The 12488-nt window shown below is 62.6% G+C and carries 9 protein-coding genes; 5 read left to right on the top strand and 4 right to left on the bottom strand.

From position 1 onward, the window contains the following. Positions 1-27 precede the first annotated feature (27 nt). Together ACMLHG_RS05915 and ACMLHG_RS05910 are read right to left on the bottom strand one after the other, a co-directional pair. Positions 28-1047, bottom strand: a complete 1020-nt coding sequence (locus tag ACMLHG_RS05915; RefSeq protein ID WP_295808938.1) for a substrate-binding domain-containing protein — start codon at positions 1045-1047, stop codon at positions 28-30. A gap of 112 nt (positions 1048-1159) precedes the next feature. Continuing rightward, positions 1160-1993 carry an AraC family transcriptional regulator gene (locus tag ACMLHG_RS05910; protein WP_417169891.1) on the bottom strand — a complete coding sequence of 278 codons (834 nt, stop codon included), beginning with the start codon at positions 1991-1993 and terminating at the stop codon, positions 1160-1162. A gap of 127 nt (positions 1994-2120) precedes the next feature. On the opposite strand from ACMLHG_RS05910, the gene ACMLHG_RS05905 reads away from it, so the two are divergent. The 4 genes from ACMLHG_RS05905 (at position 2121) to ACMLHG_RS05890 (ending at position 9260) form a co-directional block, all read left to right on the top strand. Further along, positions 2121-3473 carry an alpha-glucosidase/alpha-galactosidase gene (locus ACMLHG_RS05905; protein ID WP_417169890.1) on the top strand — a complete coding sequence of 451 codons (1353 nt, stop codon included), beginning with the start codon at positions 2121-2123 and terminating at the stop codon, positions 3471-3473. A 136-nt stretch (positions 3474-3609) separates the two neighbouring features. Continuing rightward, positions 3610-4017 (top strand): hypothetical protein, encoded by a 408-nt coding sequence (locus ACMLHG_RS05900; protein WP_294436036.1) that lies wholly within the window; start codon positions 3610-3612, stop codon positions 4015-4017. 212 nt (positions 4018-4229) lie between these two features. Further along, positions 4230-6791: a protein translocase subunit SecD gene (gene secD / locus ACMLHG_RS05895; protein ID WP_294436035.1), complete on the top strand. Its 2562-nt coding sequence runs from the start codon at positions 4230-4232 to the stop codon at positions 6789-6791. Next, complete coding sequence (locus ACMLHG_RS05890) at positions 6792-9260, top strand: Na/Pi cotransporter family protein (protein ID WP_417169889.1); 2469 nt, start codon at positions 6792-6794, stop codon at positions 9258-9260. A gap of 69 nt (positions 9261-9329) precedes the next feature. Here the strand turns inward: ACMLHG_RS05890 and ACMLHG_RS05885 are convergent, their stop codons facing one another. Further along, the gene (locus ACMLHG_RS05885) at positions 9330-9845 is read right to left on the bottom strand and encodes an AAA family ATPase (RefSeq protein ID WP_417169888.1); all 516 of its coding nucleotides are present in this window, start codon (positions 9843-9845) and stop codon (positions 9330-9332) included. After that, positions 9842-10324, bottom strand: a complete 483-nt coding sequence (locus ACMLHG_RS05880; RefSeq protein ID WP_295808928.1) for an META domain-containing protein — start codon at positions 10322-10324, stop codon at positions 9842-9844. The genes ACMLHG_RS05885 and ACMLHG_RS05880 overlap by 4 nt, the downstream gene beginning before the upstream one ends. Before the next feature lie 138 nt (positions 10325-10462). On the opposite strand from ACMLHG_RS05880, the gene ACMLHG_RS05875 reads away from it, so the two are divergent. Further along, on the top strand, positions 10463-12475 hold the full coding sequence (locus ACMLHG_RS05875) for a hypothetical protein (protein ID WP_417169887.1): 2013 nt from the start codon (positions 10463-10465) through the stop codon (positions 12473-12475). The last annotated feature ends 13 nt before the right edge of the window (positions 12476-12488 follow it).

Here is a 12488-nt window from a genome sequence, read left to right as displayed (position 1 = left end):
TTTTAAAGGTTGCGGTAAAAAAGTGCCTTAACTCTCCTTGATTCTTGCGGGAAGCCGTTTGCAGACCGGCTTGAAACTTCGATTTTCGATCTGGCGCAGAAGGATTTCCGCCGCGGCCTTGCCCAGTTCGGCGAGCGGCAGTTCCGCGGTGAGCAGTTTCTGAGGGAGAAAGCGCAGCAGTGAGAGGTTGTCGTATCCGGTGAAGCGGATTTTGGAATAGTCGATTCCTCTGATTCTTAATAGCTTCATAAGTTCCAGCGCGCTCCGGTCGTTGTGGCAGCAGACTGCGTCGGGGGCGCCGGGGCCGGTGAAGCGGAGCAGGAACTCCTGTTGCTGTTCCGGGTGGAGGCAGAGCAGAGTTTCCTGCGGCTTCAGCCGACAGCGGCGCATGCCGTCGAGGAAGCCGGCAAAACGCTCCTGCACCACCTCGACCGAAGGCGGGATATCGGTGAAGAAGGCGAATCTGCGGCACCCTTCGCGATAGAGGTGCTGGACGATCCGGCAGAACTCCCGCCGGTTGTCGATGATGGCCAGGGAACCGCTCTCCACGCCGCCGGGCAGCCGGCAGAGGAACACGGTGGGAATGGGGCCGGAGGCCAGCTCCCGGTAGATCGGCAGATCGTTGTGGGTCTGGTCGGCGGAAACCGCGATGCCGTAAGGGGATTGCTCGATGGCGGTCCGGATGATCTGCTCCTGGGTGAAGGCGTCTCCGTCGAGCGGCACGATGGAGAGAAAATAGTTCTCCTGCCGCACTCTGGCGGCGAAAGTCGAGAGGGTGGTGGAGTAGAAGTTGAGGTTGTTGCACAAAAAGATGAGTTCACGCCGCATGGCGCTTCTCGCGCCGATGACCACGCTGCCGATGCCGTTCTCCTTGGCGATGAGGCCGTGCTCTGCGAGCTCCGCGAGCGCCCGCCGCAATGTCGGCTTGCTCACGCCGTACTCGTCGGCGAGCGTCTGCTCCGCCGGGAGGATGGTGCCCGCCGGCAGGCGGCCGATGCGCTGCTCGAGCTCTCCGAGAAGGGAATGGAAAATCGTTTTCCGCGCCATGTGCACTCCTCGTCTTATTTATTTTTAAGGTAATATAGTGACGGTTTTTTCGGAATACAAGGCGGTGCTGCGATTTTTTTCTCTTTTTTTTATCAGGGGAAGACCGGTACCGTCAATGGGCCCGGAAACTGCCGGGACTGACGCCGACGGCGCGGCGAATCACCCGGCAGAAGTAGCTGACGTCGGAAAATCCGGAGCGGTCCGCCACCTCTGCAAGCGGCAGCCGGGTCTGCTCCAGCAGCGAAAGGGCGTGCTGAATCCGCAGTTTCGCCAGATAGTCCGACGGGGTCATGCACATTTTCTGTTTGAAGATGCGGCGCAGGGTGGAACGGTCCATCGCCAGTTCGTCGGCGAGGCGGTTGACGTTGAGATCCGGGTCGGAGAAACGCTCCCGGCAGACGCGGATTGCCTCGTTGACCACCCGTCCCTCCCGGGTGGTGTCGTCGTTCCTGCCGCCCGCGCGGGCGAGGAGGGCGCAGATGATCGCCACCATCTGCCGCCAGCTGTAGGGACTCATTTCGCGCATCCAGGTTTCCAGCTCGAGGAAGAGCTCGTGCGGGCAGGCTCCGGCGTGGAACGCGGCGCGCGGGTACTGGTAGGAGAGCATGAACTCCCGCGCGAACGGCCCGTCGAACGCGACCCAGCGGTACTCCCACAGATTCGAATGGGCGCGGTGAACGTGCGGTTCCATCGGCAGATGGTAGAAGCAGTCGCCGGCGCGCACCGTTACCGGCGTGCCTTCAAGTTCAAACTCCCCTTCGCCGTCGACGCACCAGAAGAACTGCACGAAGTTCTTTGTCCCGGCTGGAACCAGCTCGACGTAATCGCCCGGCACCAGAAAGTTCCCGAGGGAACGCGGGTAGATCGGCAGTGGAATGTTCTGCAGGGTGTTGGGGTCCGCCCGATGGACTCCCATCCGGCCGGGATGTCGTTTCCGCTCCGGCATATCTTTTGCTCCAAAAGTGCTATTTTTAACGCAAAATTTTTATTGTCAACTTGATGTTCTATGAGATATAGTATAACACAGCACCGCAAAAATGCAATTCAGAAATGCAAGAAAAAGGAGTGACAGCATGTCGAAGATCGTTCTTGTCGGAGCCGGCGGCGTGATTTTTTCGCAGAATTTCATGAAGGACATTCTGCTGGATGAAGAGCTGCGTCATTATCAGCTTACTTTGATGGACATCGATGCCGGGCGGCTCGCCCACGCCGCCACCATCGGCGGGTTGATCGCCAAAAAAATCGGTGTCGAATTCCATCCGGAAACCACCACCGATCTGCGGCAGGCGGTCCGCGGCGCGGACTACGTCATCACCATCTTCCGCTGCGGCACGATCCACCATCAGGAGCTGGAGTACAGCATCCCGATGAAGTACGGAGTCGATCAGGTGGTTTCCGACACTCTCGGGCCCGGCGGCGTCTTCCGCGGGCTGCGCACGCTGCGCGACCTCTTTGAAGTGCTCGATGTGATGGAGGAGGAGTGCCCCGGCGCCTATCTGCTCAACTACGTCAACCCGATGTCGATGAACACCATCGCGCTCTCCCGCCGGGCGAAGACGGTCAAAGTGATCGGTCTCTGCCACAGCGTCCAGCACACCTCGAAACAGATTGCCGACTGGCTCAAGGTGCCGTATGAGAAACTGCACTTCTTCGCCGCCGGAGTCAACCATCAGGCGTTCATGCTCAAGCTGGAAGCCGACGGGCGCGACCTCTATCCGGAGTTGAAGAAGTGCCTCGACGTTCCGGAGATCTACAAGCGCGACAAAGTGCGGTTTGAAATCTTCCGCCACTTCGGCTACTTCCCGACCGAGTCGAGCGGCCACGGCAGCGAATACATCCCCTACATCCGCAAGCGTCAGGATCTCATTGACAAGTTCTGCAGCAACGACTTCCCGAAGATCGAGGACGGGCTTGACTGGAATACGATGAGTTCCGGCGTTTCCGGGGCGTCGGTTGTCCTCTGCAAAGGGCTTCAGGTCCGCAACGAGAACGACCTCAAGGCCTACCTCGCCGGAACCAAGGAGATCGACCTTACGCCGAGCGCCGAATACGGCGTGCAGGTGATCGCGGCGATCGAGAAGAACCATTCGTTCACCGCCAACCTCAACGTGATGAACCATGGGCTGATGCCGTCGCTCCCGCCGGAGTGCTCCGTCGAGGTCCCCTGCCTGGTCAACGGCGGCGGCATCTTCCCTTGCCGGATCGAAAACTACCCCGAGCAGCTCGCCTGTCTCAACCGCGGCATGATCAACGTCCAGCTCATGGGGGCGCAGGGGGCGCTCAATTGCGACCGCCGGGCGATCTTCCACGCGATCGCCGCCGACCCGAACACGCAGTCGAAGCTCGGTCTCGATGAGATTCAGGCGATGACCGATGAACTTTTCGAGGCGCTCCGGAGCGAGATCGACCCGCGTTTCTTCCGCTGATCCACGGCGTTCGGTTCGTCCGAATCTCTCCTGCCTCCTGTCCGCCGGTTGAAAAAACGACGGACAGGAGGTATATTATTTATAGATACAGAATGGAAGCGGATTCTTTCAAATTCCACCGGGGGCGACGACGGCAGTGAAGAAGTATATTCTCTTTACCCTTTTCACGCTTGTTGCCCTGTTTCTCGCGGCCGCGGGCGATGCTGACAACGCGGTGGCGGAACGTTCCTCCGCTACTGTGACGGAACCGGTTGCCGCCGAAGTCGCCGCGTTTCTCCCGCTCTCCGGGGAGCCGCTCAATGACCACTGGGAGTTCCACTCCCGGCTGCCGGATCTCTCCGGGGTTGCCGGGCTTCAGCTGCGTTCGCAGCACCAGTCCCGCCTTCATCCGGCCCGCTTCTGCGGGGATTGCCCGGCGGTTTGCCGGTTTCTGCGGTTTGACGCCGGTCGTCGTGCCGGATTCCGCGGTGTCGTCGAAGGGGTTTCCCCCTGTCCGGTGCGGCTGGCGGCCGTTATCGAGGCCCGGGCCGGCCCCTGCGCGTGAGCGCGGCGGCGAAATCCGGGTGGAATCACCGCTCTTTCTTTCTTCTTTGGACAGCTTCGCAGAAGGTGCGGAGCCGTTCCCGTTGCCGCGCATCTCCCTGCCGGGCGCAACTGCGCCGCCGTCTCTTCTGGTAGACAATCCGGGCGGAGTAATTCCCAATTGCACCTTTTCCGTGTGCTCCTCTCCGCCGCCATGCAAAGAAGGCAACTGTCATGGAAGGAAAATTTCTGAAACTGAGAACCTTTGTCATCGTCGCGGTGATTGCGATCTTCGCACTGTCGATCCACCCGTTGACGCCGCGCGATTTTTATGAAACATTCCGCAAAACGCTGAAAAACGCCGACGACCCGGTCGCGGCCGGGCTGGTCGAAGAGGCCCGCAAACTGCAACAGCAGCGCCCTGATCTCAACCAGGCGGTTGCTCTGCTGGAGGCCGCCGGCAACGCGAAGGTGGATCTTGTGCCGCTGGTCAAGGGGAGCAACCTCGCCGGAAACGCCGACGTGATCGCGCTGGTCCGCAAGGAGGCGGCCGGTTCCATCCGCCTCGGACTCGACCTCAACGGCGGCGTCGAATTCGTGCTGGAGCTGATTCCCGACCGGGAACTGCTCGCCGGTTTCGCGGCGGAGGGCGGTGCGAAGGACCGCGCCGAGATGGAGGCGCGCATGGAGTCCGAATTCAACCGCTACCGCGACCAGGCGATTGAAACGCTCCGCAAGCGGCTCGAAACGCAGAACATCTTCGAGTCGGAGATCACCCCGTTCGGCAGCCGGGCGGTTTCGCTCAAGGCGCCGATCGTCTCGCGCGACGAGAAGGATAAACTGCTCGATCTGATCCGGATGAGCTGCAAACTAGCGTTCCGGCTGGTTCATCCGGAGAACGACACCCTGATGCGGAGCTACGACCCGGCTCATCCGGAAGCGTTCATGCCGCCGCCCGGATACGAGGTGATGGCCGCCCGCGACGAACGCGGCGCCGTGACCGAATATCTTCTGATCGCCCGGCGGCCTGAGATGGACGGCCGTTCGATCGCCGAGGCGCGCCCGGTGCGCGACCAGTTCGGTCAGACCAAGATTTCGCTCCTCTTCAACTCCGCCGGTGCACGGCGGTTCGGCGAAGTGACCAGCCGGAACATCGGCCGGCGGCTGGCGATCGTGCTCGACGGTGAACTCTACTGTGCTCCGGTGATCCAGGGGAGCATCACCGGCGGCAGTGCGGAGATCTCCGGCCGTTTCTCCAACGAGGAGGCCCAGAATATCGCCGACGCCCTGACCAGCGGAAGTTTCCCCTTCCAGATCAAGGTCAACGCGGTCTTCGACACCGCTCCGTCGCTCGGCGCGGACAACGTGAACAACGGCATCTTCGCCGGAATCCTCGCGATGGTGCTGCTCACGGCTTTCATGTGCATCTACTACTTCCGGGCGGGGGTGATCGCGGTGGCGGCGCTGGCGGTCAACGTGGTGCTCATCCTCGGTGCGATGGCCGCGTTCGGTGCGACGATGACCATGCCCGGCATCGCCGGAATCATCCTCACCCTCGGCATGGCGGTCGACGCCAACGTGCTGGTCTTCGAACGCATCCGCGAGGAGCTGAATGCCGGCAAGACATTGGCCAGCGCGGTCAATCTCGGGTATGAAAAGGCCTTCTCCGCCGTGCTGGACGGCAATTTGACCACACTGCTCTGCGCGGTGATTCTGATGTACTTCGGCAACGGGCCGGTGAAAGGGTTCGCGGTAAGTCTGGCGATCGGACTTCTGGCGAGTCTCTTCACTGCGGTGTTCATGACCCGGCTGATCTTCGACTACATGCTCCGTTTCTTCCACTGGAAGACGCTGCGGATGTGCCACGTCTTTTCGCATCCGCATTTTCAGTTCCTGAAGCAGGCGAAGTGGGCGTTTCTCTGCTCCGGCGTGCTGGTGGCGGGGAGCATTCTGCTCTTTGCGGTCAAGGGCGAGCGGATGCTCGGCGTCGACTTCACCGGCGGCACCCGGCTGAGCTACTCCTATGCCGAGCAGGTTCCGGTCGGAGAGATTGAGAAGGTGCTTTCGCCCATCGACTCCAACGTCCGGGTCGGCTACAAGTCGAATCCGTCGGCGGGGGACAACCGCAAGCTGGAGATCCTGATCCGCGACCGTTCGGCGGAGGCGGGGACGGAAGGGGAGGCCGCCTTCGGCCTGAACGACCGGGTGAGCCGGATGCTCATGCAGGCGTTCCCGCAGCTCAAGCTCGCCAACGGCGAAGCGACCACCGTCGGCGGACTGGTCGGGCTGGAGGCGACGAAGAGTTCGGTTCTGGCGATTGTGCTGGCTTTGATCGGCATGAGCATCTACGTGACGCTACGGTTTGAACTTACCTTCGCGGCGGCGGGCACCATCGCACTGGTGCACGACGTGATCGTTTCGCTCGGCATCTTCATCCTGATGGGGCGCGAACTGTCGCTGCCGGTCGTCGCGGCATTGCTGACGATCATCGGCTATTCGATCAACGACACCATCGTGATCTTCGACCGGATCCGCGAGGATGCGAAACTTTACCCGGGAGAAAACTTTCACACTTTGATCGACGCCGCGATCAATCGGACGCTCAGCCGGACGCTGCTCACCAGCGTGACCACCTTCCTGGTGGTGGCGGTGATGTTCTGCTTCGGCGGCATTGTCATCAACGATTTCGTATTAGTCATGATGCTGGGCATCGTCATCGGAACCTATTCGTCGGTCTTTCTGGCCAGTCCGATGGTGGTGGCGTGGCATCGCAAAATAGGAGTGAATCATCGATAAATGAGACGTTTCAGAAACTGCTGGAGGACGCGCGCGGCCGGAATTCTTTTCGCCGCCGCGCTCGTGGGAGTGTTTTCCACCGGCTGTCGCGACGAGAGCCCGGTCCGGGTGGAGCGGGTCAATGTCGTGCGGGGCGCGGAGAGCTGTGCACGGCCCGGGGAGATGTTCCCCGGACCGCTGGTGATCGAACTGCAGGGGCCGCAGGAGCGCGGCCTGCTCGGCGGCAGCGGCAGCCGCCGTCCGGCGGCGGGGGTGAAACTGCTCGCTGTGCCGGAGCAGGATTCCGATCTGGTTCTGGAGAAGAGCGAGTTTGAGAGCGACGCCGGCGGAACCATCCGCATTCCGGTCCGGGCGGGGAAGCAGGTGGGGGATCAATACCTCCGGCTCATCCCGGTCGGCGCGGAGGAGCGCGCGGTGACGGTCCGTTTCATCTCCGGTGTTTCCGTCCGCGGGAACCGGCAGGAGGGGGCCGCCGGCGCGATGCTTCCGGAACCGGTTTCCGTGCAGCTTTACGGCACCGACGGCCGTCCGGCGGCGGGGCGGCGGGTCTTCTTCGATCTGGTCCGCCAGCCTGCGGCGGATGGTTCGGCCCAACTGACCTCGCCGGTGGCGGAAACCGATGAAAACGGCGTCGCCAGCACCGGCGTGATGCTCAACGGCGGTACCGGAAGCTACCGGATCGACGTCAAACCCGCCGACACTGACGGCGGTCTGCTCTCGCGCGGCATTTCGGTCGAAGTGCTCGGCATGAACTTCTGGATGCTGATGCTGAATGCCTTTGCCGGGCTGGCGATCTTCGTCTGGGGCATGCAGATGATGAGCGACGGTTTGCAGAAGGTCGCCGGCGAGCGGATGAAGAGCATTCTGCGCTTCTTCTCCCGCAACCGGGTGGTGGCGCTGCTCGCCGGGGCGGGGGTGACCGCGGTGATTCAATCCTCCAGCGCAAGTACGGTGATGGTGATCGGCTTCATCAACGCCGGGTTGCTGAACCTCTCGCAGGCGATCGGAATCATCTTCGGCACCAACATCGGTACGACGGTGACCGCGCAGATCGTCTCCTTCGATGTGGGGGCGCTGGCGATGCCTGCGATCATCGCCGGACTGCTGCTCTACTTCATCACCTGGCGCGGCATCCGCGGCATCGGGGAAACCGTGCTCGGATTCGGCTTCCTCTTCTTCGGCATGTCGATCATGAGTGAAGAACTCACCTCGATCGGGTCGTTCCCGTCGGTCATCCGGCTCTTCGAACGGTTCGACTGCACGCCGGTCGACGGGGTGATGCCGTTCGGCGCGGTGCTGGGGGCGCTCCTGATCGGGCTGGTGGTGACGATGATCATTCAGTCGAGTTCGGCTTCGACCGGCATCATCATCGCGCTCGGCGCGGGCGGGCTGATCAACCTCTACACCGCGATGCCGCTGGTGCTCGGCGCCAACATCGGTACGACGGTGACCGCACAGCTGGCGGCGATTCCGGCGAACCGGGTGGCGAAGCAGGCGGCGCTGGCGCACACGCTGTTCAACGTCTTCGGCACGACGGTGATGGTGATCTTCTTCTACGTTCCGTTGGGGGAAAGCGGCATTCCGGCATTCTTCCAGTTGGTTGACTGGATCACGCCGGGCGACGCCTTCGCGGCGGTGGCGCAGAATGTGCCGCGCCACATCGCCAACGCGCACACCTTGTTCAATGTGCTGACCGCGCTGATTCTGCTGCCTTTCGTGACGCAGATGGCGCACCTCTGCGAAAAGCTGATTCCGGTCCGGAAGAAGAAGGTGAAGTACACCAAGCTGGATCCCTATCTGCTGGAAAATCCGCCGGTGGCGTTGCAGCAGGCGCTCTTCCAGCTCCGCACGATGACCCGCGGCGCGTGGAATCTGGTTTCAAAGACCATGGCCGACGGCATCTTCGAGGGGCGGATCGACACCACGCGCCGCGCGGAGTGGACGCGCCGGGAACACAAGGTAGACAAGATGCAGGAGGAGATCACCGCTTACTTGACCGCGTTGATGCAGCACACGCTCTCCTCGCAGGAGGCGCAGGCGCTGCCGGTACTGCTTCACTGCACCAACGATGCGGAGCGGCTCGCCGATTATGCGTCGGGCGTCATCAATCAGGCGGACCGGCTGGCCGGGTTCCATGAGAAGTTCGGGCGCAAACCGGAGAAGGAGTTGCGGCAGTTTTTCGCGTCGATCGAGGCGATGGCGCAGGATGTGCTCGCCGCTCTGGATGAGATTTCTCCGGAACGGGCCGACTCCGCCCGCCGTCGCGCCGAGGAGATCCGGCGGCAGGCGGCGAAGCTCGAGGATTCCCATCTCGAGCATCTGAGCAAGGGGGACTGCACCGCCGAAACCGGCGTGATCTTCATCGCGCTGGTCGGCGTGCTCCGGCAGGTGACCGACCGGCTGGACAACATCGCGGCGCGCACTGCGCTGCTGCTCAACTTCGACATCGGGTTGAAGAAAAACCGCTGACCCTCCCGCCCGCCGGAGTGGTGGAACTCTTCGGATTCCGCCTTCCGGCGGGCTTTTTGTATTCCGGTTTCAGCGTGCCGGGGGCAGGGAGGAGAGAAAACGTTCCGTCTCCGCCGGAGTACGGAATTCGCGGAGTGTGCATCCGGCGGGGCGCTGTGCGAGAATCTGCCGGACTTCCGGCAGGACACGGCGGTTGAAGTTCCAGACGAAGCGGAGAAACTCCCCGTCGATCCGTTCCGGACAGCCGTCGGCGAGGTCCGGGCGGGTTCGCCCGTGGAATTCACGGAGCCGCCGGAAGATCTGCCACAGGCACCGGGTGCGCGAATAGGCGAGGAGGAGGACGGTATCGGCGTACCTCAGCCGTTCGGCGAGGGTGCGCTTGTAGTTCCCGTCGATGATCCAGCATTCGCGGAGGAGTTCCGCGGCAAGCCGGGCGTCGAACTCTTCCGGAGTGGATTCGATCCAGCCGGGATTCCACCAGAGCCGGTCGAGGTGGACGACCGGCAGATTGAGCCGCTTTGACAGCTCGTTCGCAAGGGTGGTTTTTCCGGCGCCGCAGCAGCCGACGATCAGAATCCGTCTCACTTCTGCGAAGAGGCCGGATTGCAGGTCGCGTCAGACGTGTGCGCGATGAATTTCGCCAGCGGCGTACCGTCCTCGCTGAACAGCGTGAGAATTCTGCCGTCGATCCGGAAGGATCTGGCGGCGGCGAGCGCATCCAGATAGGTGCGTTCGCTCTTCAAACCGGGGCCGGCCATGCGGGTGGTTGCCTGCGGGCCGAACTGCACTTTTCCCGCATCGAGATCGATGGTGGCGGTGCCGGTGTAGCGGTTGACTCCCGCATTGCCGGAGGTGCGGTTCTCCTCGTTGATCAGCAGTGTGATCGGCCGCAGCGGGCGCGAGGCGGGGTCCGGTGGTTCCGGCAGTGTGTAGAGATCGAGCACCCAGCTGGTGTTGTTCAGGGGATACTCCGGGGCGTCACCGCCGGTTCCGCAGCCGGGGAGAAGCAGAAATGCGGCGAATGCGGCGGCGGCCGCCGAATGAAAAAGGGTCGATTTTTTCATGATGCATCCTTTCGTTTGTTTGCCTTTTACCATACACGCCGGGCGGGAAAAGTCAAATCTCCGCCGGACTCTTGCAATCGCTCCGGGCGGCGTGTATATTGGGAAAAATTCATGTTTGATTCAACGAAAAAGGAGCAGATGATGTCGGAGAAAATCCTTGCCGAACTTATGGATGCCGTCATCCGGTTCGACGGCCGCAGACTGGTGCTGGAGAATTCTCTTGTTTCACGAACCGTCGATTTTTTCAAAGGCTGTCCGGAAACGGTTTCATTCCGGCGGACCGACCTTGATCTGGAATTCGCCGACCCGGAGGAGCCGGGCAGTGACCTCTCGTTCGCCGGAATCACGACGCCCGGAGCGTACGACATCGTCTTTCAGCGGCAAGAGGTTACGGCGAAGTGTGTTCCGGCAGGCTGGGCGGAGGCGGCCCATCTGGAGGCGGAGGTGACGCTCTTCGAACCGGTTCAGCAGGTGCGGTTCCGGCTGACCTACTTTCTCTATCCGGGAGTTCCGGCGGTCGGTGTGCGGGCCGCGATTCTGAGCCGGGTGATGCCGAACCTCTACTGGTCGTACCGCGATGAGATGCGTGCCGCCAACGATTTTCTGCCGGTGGAACAGCGTTCCGGCGCGGTGGATGGATTCCGGCTCGCGCCCGGCTTCGCGCCGGAGCGTTCGCTGGAACCGGTTGCCCGGACCGATGTTCACGACGATCTTCTGCTCGATCACCCGGCGTTGCCCGGCGAGGAGTTCTTCCGCGGCAATCTGCTCTGGTGTCGCAAGGAAACGGGAGCCGGCGTGCTGGTTCTGCAGGAGAGCTCACCGAGCAGTGAGCGGCGCGACTGGGCGGAGTTCGATTTCGAGGTGCGTGACCGGCGGCTCCGCTCCTGCGTGTGGAACGCGGCGCCGTGGGAGCTGTCACCCGGCGTGGAGATCGAATCCGGCCGCAGTGTGACGATCCTTGCCGCCGACGAAGTCGAGCGCGACTGCCGCCTCAAAGCCTACCTGCGGGGGCGGTTCCCGACTGCGCCGGAAACCCATGTGGCGATGGTCAACCCGTGGGGGTGCGGCCGGTTCCGCGAGCTGGTCGGCGAGGAGTTCCTGCGCCGTGAGATCGCCGCCGCCGCCGTCTGCGGAGCCGAATGCTACCAGATCGACGACACCTGGCAGCAGGGGGAGGGGCTGGGGCGGCTGATCAACGTCAACGAGCATCTGACCCCGGCGTTCTGGAAGATCTCCGAAGAGCGGCTGCACGGCACCTTTGCCGGTCTTCTGCCGGTGGCGGAGCAGTCCGGAGTGGAGCTGGCGCTCTGGTGTGCGCCGTCGAGCAACGTGGAGTTCCGCGACTGGGAGGAGTTCCGGGAATTTCTGCTCGATTTCCATCGGAGGTGGAACTTCCGCTTCTTCAAGATCGACGGCGTGAAGATCCGCACTTGCGAGGCGGAGCGCAATCTGGAGGCACTGCTTCGTTCGGTGCGCGAGGCGACCGGCGGGCGGGTCTACTTCAACCTCGACACCACCGCCGGGCAGCGGCCCGGATACTTCCGGATGGTGGAGTACGGCAACATTTTCCTCGAGAACCGCTACGTCTGCCACGAGTGGGGGCTGGGGTACCATCCGGAGAAGACGCTGCGGAGCCTCTGGCAGCTGGCGCGGGTGATGCGTCCGCAGCTGCTGCAGGTGGAGATTCCGAGCCCGTCGGACATCCGCCGCTCCTTCTACGAAAAGAAAGGCATGCCGCAGCCGGATCTCTATCCGGTCGAATACTGGGCGGCGATTGCGCTTTTCGCCAATCCACTGCTCTGGTTTGCGCCGTCGACGGTGCCGGAGGAGATTTGCGGCCGGATTCGTCCGTTGCTGGAGCTGTGGCGGCGTCATCGCGACACGATTCTGGGCGGCGAAATCTATCCGGTCGGCGCGGCGCCGGACGGGAAGGCGCTGACCGGACTGGTTTCCACCGGCGGCTGGCTGATCGCCTTCCGGGAGCTGGGGGCGCCGGAGGCGGGGGAATTCGCTCTCACGCACTTCCCCGAAGCGGAGGGTCGGCACTGGCGTCTGGCCGCGGGGGAGGGGAGCGCCGAACCGGTTCCGGGCGGCGTTTCTCTGCGGTTGCCGGAGTTCCCGCGCTTCGCGCTCTTCCAGCTCGACCGCTGATATGGTTTTTTGC

This window comes from Victivallis sp. (assembly GCF_048170485.1).
Lineage (GTDB): Bacteria > Verrucomicrobiota > Lentisphaeria > Victivallales > Victivallaceae > Victivallis.
This window is presented reverse-complemented; position numbering and strand designations above follow the sequence as displayed.